Source organism: Roseateles aquatilis, from assembly GCF_002205645.1.
In the GTDB taxonomy this organism is placed as follows: domain Bacteria; phylum Pseudomonadota; class Gammaproteobacteria; order Burkholderiales; family Burkholderiaceae_C; genus Roseateles; species Roseateles aquatilis.
Genome location: NZ_NIOF01000009.1, coordinates 208,798 through 228,991 on the forward strand (window position 1 = coordinate 208,798; position 20,194 = coordinate 228,991).

Genomic DNA, 20,194 nt, shown 5'->3' on the forward strand with positions numbered 1-20,194 from the left:
GCGAGGGCGCCTCGGGCCGGCAACGGCCCGGGCCCCTCGACCGGTGACGCGGATGAGGCTGCCCCTCACCCCCACACTGCCAATGCAGCGCTCGCGGGCCTTCTCGGCCCGCGGGCGGGATGCTGGCCGCCCCGAGTCCGATCGGAGGGATCGACGCGATCCAGGGAGGCCGGTTTTCGAAGTCGCTTGAAATTGAAAGGAAGTAACGATGTTGGACGACAACCTGAAGGCGCAGCTCAAGGCCTACCTGGAGCGGGTGACGCTGCCGTTCGAGATCGAGGCTTCATTGAGCGACTCCGAAAGCTCCGCGGAGCTCAAGCAGCTGCTGCAGGACATCGCCGCGATGTCCGACAAGATCACGCTGAGCCTGGACGGCGACGATGCGCGCCGCCCCTCGTTCAGCCTCAAGCGCACGGGCTCGGACCAGAGCCTGCGCTTCGCCGGCATCCCGCTGGGCCATGAGTTCACCTCGCTGGTGCTGGCCCTGTTGTGGACCGGCGGCCATCCGCCCAAGGTGGAGCAGTCGACGATCGACCAGATCAAGGGCCTGGACGGCGACTACGCCTTCGAGGTCTACATGTCCCTGTCCTGCCACAACTGCCCGGACGTCGTGCAGGCGCTGTCGCTGATGTCGGTGCTGAACCCGCGCGTCAAGACGGTGATCGTCGACGGCGCGCTGTTCCAGGACGAGGTCAATGCCCGCGAGATCATGGCCGTGCCGACGGTCTACCTGAACGGTCAGGAGTTCGGCTCCGGTCGCATGACGGTCGAGGAAATCGCCGCGAAGCTGGACACCAACGCCGCGTCCAAGGATGCCGCCAAGCTGTCCGCCAAGGAGCCCTACGAGGTGCTCGTGGTCGGCGGCGGCCCGGCCGGCGCGGCGGCGGCGGTGTACGCGGCCCGCAAGGGCATCCGCACCGGCGTGGCGGCCGAGCGTTTCGGCGGCCAGGTCAACGACACGCTGGCGATCGAGAACTACATCTCCGTGCTGTCGACCGACGGCCCGAAGTTCTCGATGGCGATGGAATCGCACGTCAAGGATTACGGCGTGGACGTCATGAACCTGCAGCGCGCCGACAAGCTCGTCCCCGCCACGACCCCGGGCGGCTTGGTCGAGATCCAGCTTGCCAACGGCGGCACGCTCAAGAGCCGGACGGTGATCCTGTCGACCGGCGCGCGCTGGCGCAATGTCAACGTGCCGGGCGAGCAGGAGTACAAGAACAAGGGTGTCGCCTACTGCCCGCATTGCGACGGTCCGCTGTTCAAGGGCAAGCGCGTCGCGGTGATCGGTGGCGGCAACTCCGGCGTCGAGGCGGCGATCGACCTGGCCGGCCTGGTGCAGCACGTCACGCTGCTGGAGTTCGGCGACCAGTTGCGGGCCGATGCCGTGCTGGTGAAGAAGCTGCAGAGCCTGCCCAACGTGACCATCCTGACGCAGGCGCAGACGACCGAGTTCACCGGCGCCGCCGGCAAGTTGAACGGCCTGAACTACACCGACCGCGCCTCCGGCGAGGCCCGGCGCATCGAGCTCGAAGGCGTTTTCGTGCAGATCGGCCTGGTGCCCAACACCGAGTGGCTGCGCGGCGTGGTCGAGCTGTCCAGGCACGGCGAGATCATCGTCGACGCCAAGGGGCAGACGTCGGTGCCGGGCGTGTTCGCGGCCGGCGACGCGACGACGGTGCCGTACAAGCAGATCATCATCGCGGCCGGCGACGGCGCGAAGGCGGCGCTGAGCGCGTTCGACCACCTGATCCGCAACTGACGCCGGGGCCTCCTTCGGAGGCTTTCGGACCGGAACTGACGCCGCGCCCGCGGCGTCAACCGCTTGTGATCAACCCTTCCGGGCGCGGCTGCGCCAGACGCCTTCCAGGCTGTAGACGGCCAGAGCCGACCAGATCAGCACGAAGCCGATCAAGCGCGCGCCCGCCAGCGGCTCGCCGTACAGCCAGACGCCGAGCAGGAATTGCAGCGTCGGGGACAGGTATTGCACCAGCCCGAGCGTCGTCAGCGTGATGCGACGGGCGCCCGCCGCGAACAGCAGCAGTGGCACCGCCGTCAGCGGCCCGGCCAGCAGCAGCCAGCCGATCTGGCCCACGTCGCCCTGCGCGAAGGCGCTGGTGCCGTGGACGCTCCACCAGATCAACGCGCCGGCGGCGATCGGGGAGAGGATCAGCGTCTCCAGTGTCAGACCTTCCAGCGCGCCCAGATGCGCGGTCTTGCGCATCAGGCCGTAGAAGCCGAAGCTCAGCGCCAGCATCAGCGCGATCCACGGCAACTGTCCGGCGGTGACCGTCAGCCACAGCACGCCCGCCGCGGCCAGCCCGATCGCCAGCCACTGCACCGGCCGCAGCCGCTCGCGCAGGAACAGGAACCCCAGCATCACGTTGACCAGCGGATTGATGAAGTAGCCCAGACTGGCCTCGACGATGTGGCCGTGCTGCACGGCCCAGACGTAGATCAGCCAGTTGGTCGACAGCAGCAGCGCCGACAGCGCGCAGGTGGCGAGCAGCTTGGGCGACCGCAGCACCGGTCCCAGCCAGGCCCAGCGCCGCAGCCCCGCCAGCACCAGCGCGACGAAGACCAGCGACCACAAGGTCCGGTGCGCGATCACCTCCAGCGCGTCGACGCCCACCAGCCGCTTGAAGTAGAGCGGGAACAGGCCCCACGCGATGTAGGCCAGCGCGGCGTAGACCATGCCGGTGCGGGCATGGGCGTGCGGATCATCGGCGGCCGAGGGCGTGCGGGTGTCGTTGGTCATGGGTGGCGCGGCAAGGGAATCGGCTTCGGCTCTGCGAAGGGCTGGCGATTCTGCCTGCGCCCCGCCGACCTTGCTGTCGACCCTCTTTTCAGCCGGCGGCCTTGGGTGCAGCATGCCGCTCCATGGCCCACGTCGAATTCACCGCGCAACTGCACCGTTTCGTCGACACGCCCAAGCTCGACTGCGACGCCCGCACGCTCGGCGAGGCGCTGACGGTCGCGTTCGACAGGAACCCACGGCTTCGCGGCTACATCCTGGACGATCAGGGCCATCTGCGCACGCACGTCACGGTGTTCATCGACGGGCATCGCGTGCAGGACCGACAGGGCCTGGCCGACCCGCTGAGCGCGCAGTCCAAGGTTTACGTGCTGCAGGCGCTATCCGGCGGTTGAGCGGCGGTTGAGCGTCGGCTGAACGGCAATTGAGCGGACACGATGGGCCGGCCGCGTGTCGAAATCGTGATCCGACGAACGTCGAGCAAGGCCACCCCTTCAAGGAGACGCCATGACCACCGCCGCCTGGGCCGCCACCCGCAAGGGCCTCTTCGAGCTTCGCCACGATCCCGCGCAGGGCGGCTGGGCGATCGGCCGCCACAGTTTCGTCGGCGATCCGGTGAGCATGCTGCTGCCGGCGCCGGCGGGCGGCGGCCGGATGTTCGCCGCGCTGAACCTGGGCCACTTCGGCTGCAAGGTCCAGGCGTCGGACGACGGCGGCGCCACCTGGCGCGAGCTGCCCGCCCCCGGGTTCCCGCCGCAGCCCGACGGCGCGGAGGGGCCGGCCTGGAAACTTCAGCAGGTCTGGGCGCTGGAGCGCGGCGGCGACGGCCGCTTGTGGGCGGGCACCATCCCCGGCGCGCTGTTCGTCAGCGAGGACGAGGGCGAGTCCTGGCAACTGGTCGAATCGCTGTGGCAGCGCCCCGAGCGCCTGGGCTGGTTCGGCGGCGGCTACGACGCGCCGGGCATCCACTCCGTCAACGTCGATCCGCGCGATCCGCGGCGGCTGCTGCTGGGCGTGTCCTGCGGCGGCGCCTGGCGCAGCGAGGACGGCGGCGCGACATGGCGCATCAGCGCCAGGGGCATGCGCGCCGACTTCATGCCGCCGGAACAGGCCGGCGAGGAAAACACGCAGGACCCGCATCGCATCGTCGCCAGCGAGGCCGATCCGGACGTGCTCTGGTGCCAGCACCACAACGGCGTCTGGCGCTCGGTCGACGGCGGCGCGAACTGGACGGAAATCAAGCCGCCCCTGTCCGGATTCGGTTTCGCGGTCGCGGCGCATGCCGGCGATCCGGGCACGGCGTGGTTCGTGCCGGGGGTGAAGGACGAGAAGCGGCTGCCGGTCGATGGCGCGCTCGTGGTGAACCGCACACGCGACGGCGGACGCAGTTTCGAGACGCTGCGGGTGGGGCTGCCCCAGTCGCATTGCTACGACCTCGTGTATCGCCACGGCCTGGCCGCCCATGCCGACGGGCGCCGGCTCCTGATGGGCAGCACGACCGGCAATCTGTGGGCCACCGACGATGCCGGCGATCACTGGCAACTGGTCTCGGGCCACCTGCCGCCGATCTACGCGTTGCGGTTCGGTTGACCGGCCGGTTGATCGGATGATTGCCTCCCGCCTCCCGCCTCCCGCCTCCCGCCTCTCGCCTCTCGGTGGGAGCTCGTCCGAGGTGCAGTCGAACGCTCGGTCGTCGCTCAATCGGCGACTGGACCGAGGAAGCGTCGCCACTCCGGACCAGGCGACGCTTCCAGCGTCAGCGTCACGCCGCTGATGGGGTGCGTCAGCGTCAGCTGCTGCGCGTGCAGCCACAGCCGCTGCAGACCCAGATGGGCCGCGAGCGTCCGGTTCAGCGGACCCTTGCCGTGATTCGCGTCGCCGACGATCGGATGGGCGATGTGCTTGAGGTGTCGCCGGATCTGATGGCGTCGACCCTGCACCGGCTCGCAGGCCAGCGCCGACAGCCGCGTCGTCGGGAAGCGCGGATCGGTCACCACCGGCAGCTCGATGCGGCGCAGGCAGGCCCACTCGGTCTGGGCCTCCAGCCGTGGCTGGCCCGCGGACGGCAGTTCGGGGTCGCGCGCCAGCGGGTGGTCGACGACGCCCGCCTCCGTCATCGGCCAGCCGCGCACCAGCGCGAGGTAGCGCTTGTGGGTGCGGCGCTCGGCCAGCGCGTGGCCGAGCAGGCTGGCCACCGCGGCGCTCAGCGCGAAGACCAGCACGCCCGAGGTCCCGCGATCGAGCCGATGCGCCGGCCACACCGGGCGGCCGAGCTGATCGCGCAGGCGCTGCAGCGCGGCGTCTTCCTCGTGGGCGTCGATCGCGGTGCGATGGACCAGCAGGCCCGCGGGCTTGTCGACGACGGCCAGATCGTCATCGAGGTGGATCAATCGCAGCGCGCGTGACGACGGGGCCGAGCACGGCGCGGCGGGCGACGCGGACGACGATTCGGGTAGCGAGGGAGACGGCGCCGCGCACGACGGACGCGTGGCCGCATCCGACGGCGCGTCACTTGCGAAAGGGCTGGCGGGGCCGGCGGCCACGGACGAGGGACTTGTCATCGTTGGAAGGGACGGCAAACGCACCGTTGCGCGGCATTCACGCCGCATTTCCCCGTTTCGGGGGTGGGACGGCGAACAGTGCTGTTCGCCAAAATCCTGTCATCTAGCCTGCTCATCATCGCAGCAGGCATCCAGCATTCAGGTCACCAGTCATCGAACGGCGCTCGCCCCGCGGTTTTTCACGGCGAGCGCTCGACAACGGCAATCAGCAGGAGTTCGCCATGCCCCAGGAATTTCACGTCGGTCATCGTTCCTCCCTTGTTTCGATCCTGGGATGGCTGCTGATGGCGCTGGGTCTGGGCGCCTTGCTGGTCGCCCAGCGGCTGGTGCCGATGGCGGCCTTGCTGGCGGTGGCGTGGGCGGTGCTGGCGATGGTGCTCGGTTTTGCGCTCTGGCGCCGGCTCGAATGGGCGCGGCGCGGCGCGGCCTGGCTGCTGGCCAGCCTGTTGCCGGTGCTGCTGCTGGGGTATTGGGTGAGCGACGCGGACCTGCCCCAGCTCGCGCTGGTGCCCGCGAGCGGCGCGGTCGCGTTGCTGCTGTCGTGGGCGCTGAACCGGTTGAACTCGCGCGGCGTGCGTCAGGAATTCGTCTGACCGCACCAACCGGCCCCGACATCGCCGTCACCGCCCCTATCCCCATCGGCTGACATTCGGCCGCCGGCTCAGCCTATCTCCCCGTCCACATACAGCCAGACGCCGTGCTCGCGCACGAAGCGGCTGGTCTCGTGCATGCGCTGCGCGCGGCCGCCGGCCTTGCTGCGGGCGACGAACTCCACCGTCTCGTGATCGGCGTCCTGGCGCAGGTGCCGGCGCACGTCCAGGCCGAGCCAGCGCAGGTCCGGGTCGCCGCGCTCCAGGGATTCGGGACGGGTGCTCGGATGCCAGGAGGCGAGCAGGTAGGGGATGAGGTCCATCGTGTAGGCGCTGTACCTCGACCGCATCAGTGCCAGCGCGTCCGGGGCGGCGAGCACGCCGCTCTCGTCGAAGGCGCGATGCAGGGCACCGCAGCAGGCGCCATAGGGGCGGGCGCTGCCGCACGGGCAGTCCGTGGGCGCGGGGGCCGTCTTCCCGTTCGAGACGGCGCGAGCTTTTTCTGGCTTCATGAGGGCGGCATCATGCCAGCCTCTCTAGAATGGCTGGATGAATTCCCAGGATTTCGGCGATCGCTCCGCCCCGCAAGACGACCTGTTCAGCCCGCGCGCGTCGCGTGGCCTGCTGGACAACCTGAACCCCGAGCAATACGCCGCCGTGACGCTCGGCCAGGAGCCGGCGCTGATCCTGGCCGGCGCCGGGTCCGGCAAGACCCGCGTGCTGACCACCCGCATCGCCTGGCTGATGAGCCAGGGCCTGGCCACGCCGGCCAGCGTCATGGCGGTGACCTTCACCAACAAGGCCTCCAAGGAGATGGTCACGCGCCTGTCCGCGATGCTGCCGGTGAACGTGCGCGGCATGTGGATCGGCACCTTTCACGGCCTGTGCAACCGCTTCCTGCGCGCGCACTGGAAGCTGGCCGGGCTGCCGCAGGGGTTCCAGATCCTGGATGCGGGTGACACCGTGTCGGCCGTCAAGCGCGTCATCAAGGCGATGAAGCTGGACGAGGAGCGCTTCGTTCCCAAGCAGGTGTCGTGGTTCATCGCCGGCGCGAAGGAAGACGGCCTGCGCCCCGGCGGCATCGACCTGCGCGACGAGCAGACCCGCAAGCTGGTCGAGATCTACCAGGCCTACGAAGACCAGTGCGCGCGCGAAGGTGTCGTCGACTTCGCCGAGCTGATGCTGCGCTCGTACGAGCTGATGCGCGACAACGCGGCGGTGCGCGACCATTACCAGCGCCGCTTCCAGTACGTGCTCGTCGACGAGTTCCAGGACACGAACAAGCTGCAATACGCCTGGCTGAAGATGTTCGCGCCACCCGGCAACGGCCAGGGCGTGTTCGCGGTCGGCGACGACGACCAGAGCATCTATGCCTTCCGCGGCGCGCGCGTGGGCAACATGAGCGACTTCGAGCGCGAGTACCGCGTGCGCCAGGTCGTCAAGCTGGAGCAGAACTACCGCAGCTTCGGCAACATCCTGGACGCGGCCAACGCGCTGATCAGCAACAACAGCCGGCGCCTGGGCAAGAACCTGCGCACCGAGGCCGGCCCCGGCGAGCCGGTGCGGGTCAACGAGTCCGCCAGCGACTTCGCCGAGGCGCAGTGGCTGCTGGAGGAGGCGCAGGCGCTGCACCGCCAGGGCCTGCCGCGCAGCGAGATCGCGGTGCTCTACCGCAGCAACGCGCAGTCGCGGGTGATCGAATCGGCGCTGTTCAACGCCGGCATTCCGTACCGCGTCTACGGGGGGCTGCGCTTCTTCGAGCGCGCCGAGGTGAAGCACGCGCTGGCCTACCTGCGCCTGATCGAGAACCCCAACGACGACACCAGCTTCCTGCGCGTCGTCAACTTCCCGGCGCGCGGCATCGGCGCCCGCACCGTCGAGCTGTTGCAGGACGCGGCGCGCGCGAGCGGACGGGCGCTCTACCAGAGCACCGGCGCGGTCGGCGGCCGCGGCGGCGCCAGCCTGGGCAGCTTCGTCGCGATGATCGACGCGATGCGCGAGGCCACGGCCGGCCTGACGCTGCGCGAGATCATCGAGCACGTCATCGAGTCCTCGGGCCTGACCACCTTCTATCGCGCCGAACGGGAAGGCGAGGACCGGCTGGAAAACCTGGGCGAACTGGTCAACGCGGCCGAGGCCTTCGTCACGCAGGAGGGCTTCGGCAAGGACGCGGTGGCGCTGCCGGTGGACGAGCACTCGCCCGGCGCGATCGCCGACGGGCTGCCGGCGGCGGTGGCGTCCGCCGCGCCCGCGACGCCGGACGCGGAGACGGGCGAGATCATGTCGCCGCTGGCCGCGTTCCTGACGCATGCCTCGCTGGAGGCCGGCGACAACCAGGCGCAGGCCGGGCAGGACGCGATCCAGCTGATGACGGTGCACTCGGCCAAGGGGCTGGAGTTCGATGCGGTGTTCATCACCGGGCTGGAGGAGGGGTTGTTCCCGCACGAGAACTCGCTGTCCGACGCCGACGGCCTGGAGGAGGAGCGCCGGCTGATGTACGTGGCGATCACGCGCGCGCGGCAGCGGCTGTACATCAGCTTCTGCCAGACGCGCATGCTGCACGGCCAGACGCGCTACAACATCAAGAGCCGCTTCATGGAGGAACTGCCGGAAGAGACGCTGAAGTGGCTGACGCCGCGCAACCAGGGCTTCGGCTCGGGGTTCGCGCGGGACTACCAGCAGGCCTGGCAGCGAGGCTCGGGACTGAAGTCGATGGTCGGCGCCGGGCGCGTCGATCCGGCGGGTTTCCCGCAGGCGCCGGTGCCGAAGGCCATGAAGCAGTCGGCGGCGCAGAAGACCGGCGACGAGCATGGCGGCCTGCGTGTCGGCAAGGGCGTGTTCCACAACAAGTTCGGCGAGGGCGTGCTGTTGACGCTCGAAGGCAGCGGGCCGGATGCGCGCGCGCAGGTCAACTTCGGCCGGCACGGTACGAAGTGGCTGGCGCTGAGCGTGGCCAAGCTGACGCCGATCGATTGAGCGTGGAACGCACCGCGCCCGTGGCGAGCGGCCGGCGGGCTCGCTAGACTGCGCAGGCATCAAAGATTCTGGCAAACAGGAATCACGATGACCGGGAGGGAGGTTCATGAAGACGTTTTTGATTCTGGAATCTCCATGCGCACAGTTGTACCGATCGATCCGCCCGACGATCCCATGATCGAAGACGCGGTGGCGCTGGGCGCCGCCGTGCGCGCCGCGCGGACCACCTCGCGGCTGCCGCTGGTCGAGGCGGCCGAGGCGCTGGGCATGTCGCGCCAGACGCTGATCAACATCGAGACGGGGCAGGGCGGCGTCAGCCTGTCCACGGTGCTGAAGGCGGCACGGGCGCTCGGGGTCAGCCTGTTCGCCGTGCCCGCGCGGGACCGTGAAGTCGTGCGGCGCGCGATCCGGTCGGCCCGCGACTCGCAGTTCTCCGACTTCGACGACAGCCGATGAGCGGTCTGGAGGTCTGGCTGGACGATCGCGAGGCCGGATGGCTCCGGCGGCACGAGGACAGTCGGCCGTCACGCGCCCTGTCCATGCGATACCTCGAATCCTGGATCGCCGAGGCGCCCGCCTATCCGCTGGCGCCGTCGCTGCCATTGCCCGAGCGCGGTGGGGGCCAGGCGCCGCTGGACGGCGAGGCGGTGCGCTGGTACTTCGACAATCTGCTGCCCGAAGGCGACGCGCGTCGGCGCGCGTTCGCCGCGCTCGGCGTGCCGATGGACGACACCTTCCGGGCGTTGGCGCACATGGGCCGCGACGCGGCCGGTGCGGTGCGCCTGCTGCCGGGCGACAGTCATGGACGGCCGACGGGCTCCATGCCGCGACGTGTCCCGCGTGAGGAGTTGTCCGAGCGGATCCGCCACCGCACTGCTCAACCCTTTGCCGTCTGGGACGGCCAGATGCGCCATGCGTTGGCGGGAAGTCAGGACAAGATCGGCGTGTATGTCGATCGTGGCGAGTGGTACCTCGTCGATGGCCCGCAGATCGCGTCGACCCACCTGATCAAGCCAGCGCCCGAGGCGGACGCGCTGCGCGACCTTCCGTACAACGAGTACTTCTGCATGCGGCTGGCGGCGCGCGTGGGCCTGGACGTCGCGAAGGTGCAACTGCACCACGTGCCGGAACCGGTGCTGCTGGTGGAGCGCTTCGATCGACAGCGGCTCGACGATGGCCGCGTACGACGCCGGCATGTGATCGACGCGTGCCAGGCGCTGGGCGTGCCGGGCGCGCTCAAGCGCGAGCGCACCGGTGAGGACGTGGCCGGCCGCGCGCCATCGCGCGACGGTGTCTCGATGCCGCGGATCTTCGGTCTGTTGACGCAGAGCGCCGCGCCGCTGATCGATCGTCGCGCGCTGCTGCGCTGGACGATCTTTCAATTGCTGATCGGCAACAGCGACGCGCATGCGAAGAACCTGTCGTTTTTCGTCGATCACGGCGGCTTGCGGGTGGCGCCGGCCTATGACCTGATCTGCGGGTCACGCCCAGGCTTCGGGAAGACGCCAGGACTCGCGATGGCCATTGGCGATGCCTTTGTTCCGAACGAGGTGACGCCGCTCGCATGGGCCAGCTTCGCGGAGCGATGCGGCATCGCACCGCGCAGTCTGATTCAGGAGCTACGCCGCCTGTGCGAGGAGCTGCCGACGGCGGCGGAGCGACTCGCCGCCGAGTTGGCCGACGAGGTGCCAGGTTCGGTGGGTGACGGCATCCTGTCAGTGATCCGCAGCGAGAGCGCCCGGCAAGCGTCGACGGCTCTCGACATCGGTCGCATCGGGCGATAACACGCTGCTCGGCGTGCAGGGGCGGCTCACTGAACGCCTTTCCTTGCGCTCCGGAATGGCTCATGTCCCGTTTCTCCCATCGACTGCTCCATGTTCTGCCCCTGGCGTTATGCGTATCGGTGTTCAACGCCGAGGCATTGAGCCCCCAAGACGTCGCCCATGCCAGGAGCAATCCTGCCGCGGCTGCCCCCGAACATCCGCCGCTCAGCGGGTTGATCGTTTATTTGCAAGGCGGGGCGAGAACCCCGCTGGACACCACCACGCTTGAAGTCAGGCGCATGGAGATTGAACGAGCGGCGAGCGCCCTCGGCGCCCGCTCGGTGGCGGTGGTGCGTCAGCTGGGGACTGGCGGGTATCTGCTGCAGGTCGACAGGCCGCTGGCCTGGGCCACCATGCTCGCGCTCGCTGAAACGGTGAGGGGCATGCCCGGGGTGTTGCACGCCGAGCCCGACAGCTTGCGCTGGTTGGCGGCTAGCGCGGATATCGACTGGCCGCTAGGCCTGACGCCCCCCGGCATTCGCGCGCCCTTCGCGTGGCATCAGTCCAGCGGTGCCGGTGTCGTGGTGGCGGTGCTCGACAGCGGGCGTCGTGACAATTTCAGCTTGAGCGGGCGGTGGCTGCCTGGGCGCGACCTGGTTGCGGATCCGCGAGCCGCCGGGGATCGCGACGGGGCGGACGACGATCCGACGGACCCGGGTCCCGGCGGTCCGGATCCCGATCCTGCCTGCGCGGCGATGACCGCACCTCCCTTCCCATGGCATGGCACGGCCATGGCGGGTTTGATCGCGGCCAAGCATCCCCTTGGTATCGCGCCCGCGGCTCGGGTGCTGCCCGTGCGCGTGGCCTCGGCTTGCGCGGCCCGCGTGTCCGATCTCGTCGATGGAATGACCTGGGCCACTGGCGGCAAGCTGCCGGGCGTGCCGGACACACCGACGCCGGCGCGGGTGGTCAACATCTCCATGGCCGGCCGTTCGCAATGCTCGTATGGAGAGTCGCTTGCCGTGGAAGCCGCCCGCAGGCGGGGCGCGGTGATCGTCGCCGCGGCGGGCAATGGGGGGGAAGACGTCCGCGGGTTCGCGCCCGCGAACTGCCCGGGGGTCCTGGCGGTCGGTTCCGTCGGCCGCGACGGTCAGCTATCGCCGCTGTCCAATCGCGGCGCCTGGCTGGATCTGGTGGCGCCGGGCGGCAGCACCAAAGACGCTTATCAGGACCGGCCGCGCGCAATCGCCTTCAACGGCGAACATCCCGCGTATCGGCCGGTCATGGGCACCTCGATCGCCGCGGCCCAGGTGTCGGGTGTCGCGGCGCTGATGCTGCACGCGGCGCCTGACGCCACGCCGGCTCAGATCGGTGAGGCGTTGCGTCAAGGCGCATCACCGATGCCGGATTGTCCGGAATGCGGTGCGGGGCGCCTCGATGCACACGAGTCGATCGAAAGGGTCCGACGCCTGGCCGCCCCGGACGGGCCGCCTCTCCAAGCGTTTGCGGGCAAGCTGCTTCGCCTGCCACCTGGAACCACGCTCGGAAGGCTGTCGGGCTGCGCGGAGCAGACGATGTCGGTGACCGTCAGGCCCGGACAACGCGCCGCCGCCACCGTCGCGTCCTCCCCTCTGGTCATGCTCAAGGGCGTCGGCCCCGCGCGGCCGGGTGGCTTGGAGCCGGTGCCGGCCAATCGTGTGGTGAGCGACGGCCAACAGCGAGTCGACTGGCTCAACTGGGGTGATCATGCTCAGGACCTCAGGCTGACGCTGAGCAGTTGCAGCCGTGGCGACGTGGACTATCGGTTGACACTCGACTGGTAGCCGGCAGCGGCTGGCGGCAACGAAAAAGCCCGCCTCGCGGCGGGCTTTCGCATCAGCGCCGGAACAGCGTCAGACGCCGATCTCGCCGCCGTCCTTGCGCGTGATCACCACCGTCGCCGAGCGCGGGCGCTTCTTGACGTTGGCGTCGGCCTGGTTGGCCGGCCAGTAGCTGCCGAAGGTCTTGGCCGCGAAGTCCGGGTTGGTGTCCTCGCCCGGGTGCTGCACGTTGAAGAACAGCGCCTTGTTGTCCGGGGTCAGCGCGATGCCGGTGATCTCGCATTCCTTCGGTCCGACCAGGAAGCGGCGCACCGTGTCGGCCGACGCCTTGGCGCCTGGGCGGGTCTGCGTGCCGCCGGCCGCCGTTGCGACCGCGCCGTCGCCGACCTTGCCCGGCACCGCCGCCAGCATCATGCAGTTGGTGACGTCGGTGTAGGCGCCGTCGTCGGTCTGGATCCACAGCATGCCGCGCTTGTCGAAGAACAGGCCGTCGGGGCTCGAGAAGTCGTTGACGTCCGTCAGTCCCGACAGGTTCACGTCGGAGGCCGCGTCGGCCTGCGCGCCGAACAGGTAGATGTCCCAGGTCAGCTTGGTCACGTCGGTGGCGCTCTCGCGCCAGCGGATGATGTGGCCGTTGGGGTTGCCCTTCTGCGAGGTCGTGCCGCCCTTGATGTCTTCGTAGGCGCGCGGGTTCGCGGCGTCAGTCTTGAGCTGGCTGCCGATCAGCGACGCGGTGGTGGCCGGCACGCGGTTGCTGTTGTTCGTCAAGGTCATGTAGACCTCGGCGCTGGTCGGGTGCACCGCGCCCCACTCGGGACGGTCCATCTTGGTCGCGCCGAGCTTGTCGCCGGCCAGGCGGGCGTTGATGAGCACGTCGCCCTGGTCGGCGAACGGGTAGGCCGCATTGGTCGCGTCCAGGCCGTTCTTGCCGTAGGTCAGCTCCATCCAGTCGCCGCTGCCGTCGGCGTTGAAGCGGGCCACGTAGAGCGTGCCTTCGTCCAGGTACTTGGCGCCGGCGGCCATGCCCTTGCCGACATCGGCGGCATCCCAGTTGGCCTTGGAGACGAACTTGAAGATGTACTCGTTGCGTGCGTCGTCGCCCATGTAGAAGACGATCGGCTTGCCGACGACGGCCGGCGCGGGCCACGCGCCTTCATGGTTGAAGCGGCCCAGCGCGGTGCGCTTGGCGGGCGTCGAATCGGGCGCGAACGGGTCGATCTCCACCACCCAGCCGAAGGTGTTGATCGTGTTGCGGTAGTCGGCCGTCGCGGCGGCGCCGGTGACGGACGAGTTCCAGCGCGCGTACAGGTCGGCGGTGCCGGCGGTTTCCCAGAGGTAGGGGCTCTTGCGGTTCTGCGGCAGGCCGTAGCGGCCCAGGCTGGCGACTTCCTTGGCGCTGCGGGCGGCATCGTCGCCGGCGGCGCGGCTGATCACGTTGAGGAAGTTCTCCTCGCAGGTCAGGTAGGTGCCCCACGGCGTATAGCCGTTGGCGCAGTTGTTGTTGGTGCCGCGGGTCTGCACGGCGGTCGGGCTGAACAGCGTCGCCAGTTGCGCATTGCCGCGCGCCGGGCCGGTGAAGTCCATCGTGGTGGCCGAGGTCACGCGACGGTTGTAGCGCGAGCCGCGGACCATCGACACGCCGGCCGTGTCCTTCTTGACTTCGACGACGCTGACGCCGTGGGCGTAAATCTCCTTGTCCACCTCGCTGGCCACGCGCGCGGCGCCGGCGGTGCGGCCGGTCGGGTGCATGGCGTAGGGCGCGACGACGTATTCGTGGTTGACGGCCAGCAGGCCGCGCTCCGAGCGGTCGACCTGGAAGGCGCCGGCGTCGGACAGACCGAAGTAGTACATGCCGTCATGGCCGTCGCCGATGCGGCGGTTGTAGGAGTCGGCGGTCTCGGAACCGTCGTCCTGCCAGGAGGCGTCGCCGTAATGCATCGGGTCGCCCAGCGCGTGCAGGATGCTGACGTTGTAGCCGTCCGGCACGGTGACCAGGTCGTTCTTGTTCTTGGCGACGGCGTTGAAGCCGATCTTCAGCGCCGCGGGAGCCGGGGCCGGCGCGGGGGCCGGCGCGGGATCGTCGTTGCCGCCGCAGGCGCTCAGGATCGAGCCGCCGAGCAGCGCGGCGGCGGTGGTGCTGATGCCGCCCTTCAGGGCCACGCGGCGCGACAGGCGCGCGGCCAGGATGTCGTCGAAGTGCGCGTTGCTGGAGGGGTTGACGACTGCGTCTTCGTCATACTCGTTGACCTGGCTGGCAACGGTGTCGTGCTGCTTGCTCATTCGTGAAGGCTCCGCTAAGAAAAGGCGGGCGGATTCTGCGAACGGCAGGTGACGAGGTCGTGAAAAAGTCGTTATGAACTTGTCAAGATTCCGTTTGTGCGAACAGCATCGAGTTCCCAGGGCTCACCGCCGACGCAGCCTTCGCGCGGGCCGATGGCGACCGCGGCTGACCGCCGCCGCGCGAGGCCACGCCATGGCGATCAGGCGCCGGCCGACGGCGCGGGCGGGTCCTGCGGTGGATCGCGTGGCGGCTCGTTGGCGGGCGCGGCCGGGTACACCGGCAGCGGCAGGTCGCGCGGGGCGCCGAACATGAAGCAGTCGATGAACGTGAAGTACAGCGAGCAGTAGAACGCCGTCGTCAGGATCATGCCCAGCGGCACCAGCAGATAGGGCAGCAGACCGGCCAGGCCCAGCAGCAGGCCGACCACCGTCAGCACCATCGTCGTGCCCAGGGTCAGTCCCACCCAGGCCAGCCCAGACAGCGCGAACGCGCCCTTGTTGCGCCACACGCCCAGCGTGCTCGAGAACAGCGCCTGCAGCACGCCCTGGCCGCCCCAGTGGATCAGCGCCGGCGCATGCCAGAAGGGGATGGAGATCAGGCCCGTCAGCGCCAGTCGCAGCGCCAGGCCGGAGGTCAGCGACGGATCGCCCATGGTGGCCTCCATCGCCTTGGTGTCGCCCTTGTTGCTGGCGTTGGCGATCTGCTCCACCGCGCGCACCAGCGCGCCGCCGTCCAGCCAGTGGGCGATGAACATCACGGCGATCGTCGATGCCGCGTACAGCAGCCCCAGCAGCAGTTGCGCGCGGCGCCGCTCCTTGGTCAACTGCAGCGGCTGCGCGAAGACCGCGGCCGTCGGCGTATGCGATTGCAGCACCTGGTGCGAGGCCAGCATGAACGCCAGCGACACCAGCGGCAGCGCGCTCAGCACCACCAACTGGCCCAGCAGCGGCACCAACTGCAGCACCGACGAGATCAGCAGGAACACCGCGAACAGGCCGATCAGCGCGATCGGCTTGCGCCGCAGCACCTTCAGCCCGTGGCGGACCCAGAGCAGGCCGTTGCGCGGCGGGACCGTTTGCAGGTGCAGGATCATGGCAAGGACTCCAGCGCATGCCACGGATTGGCGATGCGCTCGCGCAGGACGCGCTCGAAATGGGTGGGATCGTGGGGTTTGAGCAGGCTGGCCTCGCGCGGCAGATGGAAGTCCCACAGGCGCGAGATCCAGAAGCGCAGCGCGGCGGCGCGCAGCAGGCCGGGCAGCAGGCGGTGCTCGGCGCCGGTCATCGGACGGATCGATTCATAGGCCTTCACGAACGCGGCGGCGCGTTGCTCGTCCAGGCGGCCGCTGTCGAGGTCGATGCACCAGTCGTTCAGGCAGACGCAGAGGTCGAACAGGAAGCTGTCGACACCGGCGAAGTAGAAGTCGAAGAAGCCGCTCAGCCGCTCGCGGCCGGGCAGCCCCTCGAACATGACGTTGTCGCGGAACAGGTCGGCATGGATCGGGCCGCGCGGCAACTGCGCCGCGCCGGGCGCCAGCTGTTCCTGGAAGGCGAGCTCGGCGCTCAGCAGCGCGGCCTGCTCCGGCGCCAGGTGCGGCAGGACGACGGGCACCGTCTCGCGCCACCAGGCCAGGCCGCGCAGGTTGTCCTGATGCAGAGGGAAGTCCTGACCGGCCAGGTGCATGCGGGCCAGGCCGGCGCCGACCTGCTCGCAGTGGAACTGGTCGGGCGCGAGTTGATGGCCGCCGCGCAGCTTGTCGACCACGGCCGCCGGCTTGCCCGCCACGCGGTGCAGGATGCGGTCCTGCGCGTCGGGCTGCGGCGCGGGCACCGGCACGCCCTGGCGGGCGAGGTGGCGCATCAGCTCCAGGTAGAACGGCAGTTGCTCGAAGCTCAGGCGCTCGAAGATCGTCAGCACGTACTCGCCGCGCGGTGTGGTGACGAAGTAGTTGGTGTTCTCGATGCCGGCGGAAATGCCCTGGAGCGACTGCAGTTCGCCCAGGTTCAACTGGTCGAGCAAGGCTTGCGCCTGCTCGGGCGAGACGTCGGTGAAAACGGCCATGAAGAAATGGAGATCCGGCTGACGGACGGCGCGCGCGGCGCGGTCGTTCAGAAGTTCAACAGGCGCCAGACGCGCTGACCGGCGCTGCCGCGGTCGGCACCCTGGCGGGTGGGGATGTCGCGACCGGTGTCGCCGAGCAGGATCTCGTACTCGGGCGCCTTGCTGTCCTTGTTCTTGACCACGACCTTTTGGGTCAGGCCACGCACCCGGGTCTCCTCGATGCGGACCTTGTCATCCTCCTGCACGATGTGCTCGACCTTCACGTCGGGCACGTCGCGGAATTGCGCGGGCGGCTCGGCGGGGGCCTTCGCGGGCGCGGGGGCGGCCGGTGCGTCGGCGGCATGCGCCGGCGCGGTGACCGATAGCGCGGACAGCGCGATCAGCGCCAGGCCGAGCGCGGTCCAGGAGTGACGAGCCAAGGGGGCGAGGCGGGTGGCTTTCATGGTGGGGCGATTCTATGCCCGCGTGCGGGATTTCCCTCGCCCCAGGCCCCGGGGCGCACAGGGGCGTCGCTGCTGACAAGCGATGCGGCGCGCCTTTGCAACAATGCGGGGATGAGCAAACCCCTGATGCTGCTGGTCGACGGTTCCAGCTACCTCTATCGCGCCTATCACGCGCTGCCGGATCTGCGCGGCCCGAACGGCCAGCCCACCGGCGCCCTCCACGGCATGGTGGCGATGCTGAAGAAGCTGCGCGACGACTGCGGCGCCGAGCACGCCGCCTGCGTCTTCGACGCCTCCGGCCCGACCTTCCGCGACGAGTGGTACCCCGAGTACAAGGCCCAGCGCGCGCCGATGCCCGACGCGCTGCGCGAGCAGATCGACCCGATCCACGAGGTGGTCAAGCTGCTGGGCTGGCCGGTGCTGACGGTGCCCGGTGTCGAGGCCGACGACTGCATCGGCACGCTGGCCCGCGTGGCGGCCCAGGCGGGGCACCAGGTGCTGATCTCGACCGGCGACAAGGACCTGGCGCAACTGGTCACGCCGGATGTGCACCTGATCAACACGATGACCAACGAGAAGCTGGACGAGGCCGGTGTGGTGGCCAAGTTCGGCGTGCCGCCGGACCGGATCATCGACTACCTGACCCTGATGGGCGACACCGTGGACAACGTGCCCGGCGTCGAGAAGGTCGGCCCCAAGACCGCCGCCAAATGGATCGCCGAGCATGGCTCGCTGGACGGCGTGATCGCCAACGCGGCCTCGATCAAGGGCGTGGCCGGCGAGAACCTGCGCAAGGCGCTGGACTGGCTGCCGATGGGCCGCAAGCTGGTGACCGTCAAGGTCGACTGCGACCTGTGCACGCACGTGGCCGGCTGGCCGGCGCTGGAGGCGCTGGCCTTCAACCCGGTCGACGAGGCCGGCCTGCTGGACTTCTACGCCCGCCACGGCTTCAAGACCTGGAAGCGCGATCTGGAAGGCAAGCTGGGCGGCGCCGCGCCCAAGCACGCGGCGCCGGAAGCGGACCTGGGCGGCGACCGGCCGCAGGACCCCTACGCGAGCCTGCCGACGCCGGAAGTCCCGCTCGACAAGCAGTACGAGACCATCGTCGACATGTCCCGGCTGGACGCCTGGGTCGAGCGCCTGAACGCCGCCGAGCTGGCCGCCTTCGACACCGAGACGGACTCGCTCGACGCGATGAAGGCCCGCATCGTCGGCATCAGCTTCAGCGTCGAGCCGGGCAAGGCGGCCTACATCCCGCTGCGCCACGACGGCCCGGACGCACCCGAGCAACTGCCGATGGACGAGGTGCTGGCCCGGCTCAAGCCGTGGCTGGAAGACCCGCTGAAGAAGAAGGTCGCGCAGAACGTCAAGTACGACACCCACGTGCTGCTCAACCACGGCATCGCGGTGCAGGGCACCGCCTACGACACGATGCTGGAAAGCTACGTGCTGGAGGCGCATCGCGGCCACGGCCTGGAGGCGCTGGCCGACCGCGTGCTGGGCCGCAAGGGCCTGAGCTACGAGGACCTGTGCGGCAAGGGCGCGCACCAGATCCCGTTCGCGCAGGTCGAGGTGGCCAAGGCGTCGGAGTACTCCTGCGAGGACTCCGAGATGTGCCTGCACGTGCACCAGATCCTGATGCCGCGCCTGGAGGCCGACGCGGGCCTGAAGTTCATCTACGAGCAGATCGAGATGCCGGTGTCGGCGCTGCTGGCGCGCATCGAGCGCAACGGCGTGCTGATCGAGGCGTCCCGGCTGCAGGCGCAGAGCGCCGACCTCGGCCAGCGGATGGTCGCGGCGGAGCAGGCGGCCTACGAGATCGCGGGGCAGCCGTTCAACATCGGCTCGCCCAAGCAGATCGGCGAGATCCTCTTCAACCGCCTCGGCCTGCCGGTGGTCAAGCGCACCGCCACCGGCGCGCCGTCCACCGACGAGGAAGTGCTGGAGAAGCTGTCCGCGGACTTCCCACTGCCGGCCAAGATCCTCGAGTACCGCGCGCTGTCCAAGCTCAAGAGCACCTACACCGACAAGCTGCCGCTGATGGTCAACGCCGAGACGGGCCGGGTGCACACGACCTACTCGCAGGCGGTGGCGGTGACGGGCCGGCTGTCGAGCAACGAGCCCAACCTGCAGAACATCCCCATTCGCACGGCCGACGGCCGCCGCGTGCGCGAGGCCTTCGTCGCGCCGGCCGGGCACTGCATCGTCTCGGCGGACTACTCGCAGATCGAGTTGCGCATCATGGCCCACATGAGCGAGGACCCGGGCCTGCTGCGCGCCTTCCAGGAAGGCCAGGACGTGCACCGGGCCACCGCCGCCGAGGTCTTCGGCGCGGCGCTGGACGCGGTCACGCCCGAGCAGCGTCGGTACGCCAAGACGATCAACTTCGGGCTGATCTACGGCATGGGCGCGTTCGGGCTGGCGCAGTCGCTGGGCATCGAGCAGAAGGCGGCGAAGGACTACATCGACCGCTACTTCACCCGCTTCGCCGGCGTGCGTCGCTACATGGACGAGACCAAGCAGTTCGCCAAGGAGAAGGGCTACGTCGAGACCGTCTTCGGCCGCCGGCTGTGGCTGCCGGAGATCAACTCGGGCAACGGCCCGCGGCGCAGCGGCGCCGAGCGCCAGGCCATCAACGCGCCGATGCAGGGCACGGCCGCCGACCTGATCAAGCTGGCGATGATCGCGGTCCAGCAGGCGCTGGACGAGCAGGGCAAGAAGACCAGGATCGTCATGCAGGTGCACGACGAACTGGTCTTCGAGGTGCCGGATGGCGAGCTGGACTGGATCAAGTCGGAGATCCCCACCCTGATGGCCGGCGTGGCCGCGCTGAAGGTGCCGCTGCTGGCGGAAGTCGGCGTCGGGGCCAATTGGGACGAGGCGCACTGACGGCTTCAGGTCGCTTCAGGTCGGACCCGGCCGCTCCCTCGATGGGAGCGGTTAG

General features: G+C 69.5%; 16 protein-coding genes. 9 read left to right on the forward strand and 7 right to left on the reverse strand.

Features of this window, described 5'->3' with window-relative positions; all coding sequences use genetic code 11:
* The first annotated feature begins 208 nt into the window (after positions 1-208).
* On the forward strand, positions 209-1,762 hold the full coding sequence (gene ahpF / locus CDN99_RS18800) for an alkyl hydroperoxide reductase subunit F (protein WP_088386413.1): 1,554 nt from the start codon (positions 209-211) through the stop codon (positions 1,760-1,762).
* Between the two features lie 69 nt (positions 1,763-1,831).
* Here the strand turns inward: ahpF and rarD are convergent, their stop codons facing one another.
* On the reverse strand, positions 1,832-2,758 hold the full coding sequence (gene rarD / locus CDN99_RS18805; RefSeq protein WP_088386414.1) for an EamA family transporter RarD: 927 nt from the start codon (positions 2,756-2,758) through the stop codon (positions 1,832-1,834).
* A gap of 122 nt (positions 2,759-2,880) precedes the next feature.
* Here rarD and CDN99_RS18810 point away from each other — a divergent pair, with 122 nt between their 5' ends.
* Positions 2,881-3,150 (forward strand): MoaD/ThiS family protein, encoded by a 270-nt coding sequence (locus CDN99_RS18810; RefSeq protein ID WP_088386415.1) that lies wholly within the window; start codon positions 2,881-2,883, stop codon positions 3,148-3,150.
* 112 nt (positions 3,151-3,262) lie between these two features.
* Complete coding sequence (locus tag CDN99_RS18815) at positions 3,263-4,345, forward strand: WD40/YVTN/BNR-like repeat-containing protein (RefSeq protein ID WP_088386416.1); 1,083 nt, start codon at positions 3,263-3,265, stop codon at positions 4,343-4,345.
* Between the two features lie 107 nt (positions 4,346-4,452).
* On the opposite strand, the gene CDN99_RS18820 is transcribed toward CDN99_RS18815, so the two are convergent.
* Positions 4,453-5,145, reverse strand: a complete 693-nt coding sequence (locus CDN99_RS18820; protein WP_238139593.1) for a pseudouridine synthase — start codon at positions 5,143-5,145, stop codon at positions 4,453-4,455.
* A gap of 392 nt (positions 5,146-5,537) precedes the next feature.
* Between CDN99_RS18820 and CDN99_RS18825 the strand changes: the two genes are divergently transcribed.
* On the forward strand, positions 5,538-5,909 hold the full coding sequence (locus tag CDN99_RS18825; RefSeq protein WP_088386418.1) for a hypothetical protein: 372 nt from the start codon (positions 5,538-5,540) through the stop codon (positions 5,907-5,909).
* Positions 5,910-5,977: 68 nt separating this feature from the next.
* On the opposite strand, the gene CDN99_RS18830 is transcribed toward CDN99_RS18825, so the two are convergent.
* The gene (locus CDN99_RS18830) at positions 5,978-6,418 is read right to left on the reverse strand and encodes a YchJ family protein (RefSeq protein WP_088386419.1); all 441 of its coding nucleotides are present in this window, start codon (positions 6,416-6,418) and stop codon (positions 5,978-5,980) included.
* Between the two features lie 37 nt (positions 6,419-6,455).
* Here CDN99_RS18830 and CDN99_RS18835 point away from each other — a divergent pair, with 37 nt between their 5' ends.
* The 4 genes from CDN99_RS18835 (at position 6,456) to CDN99_RS18850 (ending at position 12,468) form a co-directional block, all read left to right on the forward strand.
* Positions 6,456-8,882, forward strand: a complete 2,427-nt coding sequence (locus CDN99_RS18835; protein WP_088386420.1) for a UvrD-helicase domain-containing protein — start codon at positions 6,456-6,458, stop codon at positions 8,880-8,882.
* Positions 8,883-9,017: 135 nt separating this feature from the next.
* The gene (locus CDN99_RS18840; RefSeq protein ID WP_158218887.1) at positions 9,018-9,338 is read left to right on the forward strand and encodes a helix-turn-helix domain-containing protein; all 321 of its coding nucleotides are present in this window, start codon (positions 9,018-9,020) and stop codon (positions 9,336-9,338) included.
* Positions 9,335-10,666, forward strand: a complete 1,332-nt coding sequence (locus CDN99_RS18845) for a HipA domain-containing protein (RefSeq protein ID WP_088386422.1) — start codon at positions 9,335-9,337, stop codon at positions 10,664-10,666. Before CDN99_RS18840 ends, CDN99_RS18845 begins: the two co-directional genes overlap by 4 nt.
* Positions 10,667-10,728: 62 nt before the next feature.
* Positions 10,729-12,468: a S8 family serine peptidase gene (locus CDN99_RS18850; RefSeq protein WP_088386423.1), complete on the forward strand. Its 1,740-nt coding sequence runs from the start codon at positions 10,729-10,731 to the stop codon at positions 12,466-12,468.
* A 69-nt stretch (positions 12,469-12,537) separates the two neighbouring features.
* On the opposite strand, the gene CDN99_RS18855 is transcribed toward CDN99_RS18850, so the two are convergent.
* The 4 genes from CDN99_RS18855 to CDN99_RS18870 form a co-directional block, all read right to left on the reverse strand.
* Positions 12,538-14,745 (reverse strand): PhoX family protein, encoded by a 2,208-nt coding sequence (locus CDN99_RS18855; protein ID WP_088386424.1) that lies wholly within the window; start codon positions 14,743-14,745, stop codon positions 12,538-12,540.
* 200 nt (positions 14,746-14,945) lie between these two features.
* Positions 14,946-15,839 (reverse strand): BPSS1780 family membrane protein, encoded by an 894-nt coding sequence (locus CDN99_RS18860; RefSeq protein ID WP_088386425.1) that lies wholly within the window; start codon positions 15,837-15,839, stop codon positions 14,946-14,948.
* Positions 15,836-16,807, reverse strand: a complete 972-nt coding sequence (locus tag CDN99_RS18865; protein WP_088386426.1) for a homoserine kinase — start codon at positions 16,805-16,807, stop codon at positions 15,836-15,838. The genes CDN99_RS18860 and CDN99_RS18865 overlap by 4 nt, the downstream gene beginning before the upstream one ends.
* Before the next feature lie 47 nt (positions 16,808-16,854).
* Positions 16,855-17,250: a hypothetical protein gene (locus CDN99_RS18870; protein ID WP_088386427.1), complete on the reverse strand. Its 396-nt coding sequence runs from the start codon at positions 17,248-17,250 to the stop codon at positions 16,855-16,857.
* Positions 17,251-17,361: 111 nt separating this feature from the next.
* Here CDN99_RS18870 and polA point away from each other — a divergent pair, with 111 nt between their 5' ends.
* Positions 17,362-20,139, forward strand: a complete 2,778-nt coding sequence (gene polA, locus CDN99_RS18875) for a DNA polymerase I (RefSeq protein ID WP_088386428.1) — start codon at positions 17,362-17,364, stop codon at positions 20,137-20,139.
* Positions 20,140-20,194 lie beyond the last annotated feature (55 nt).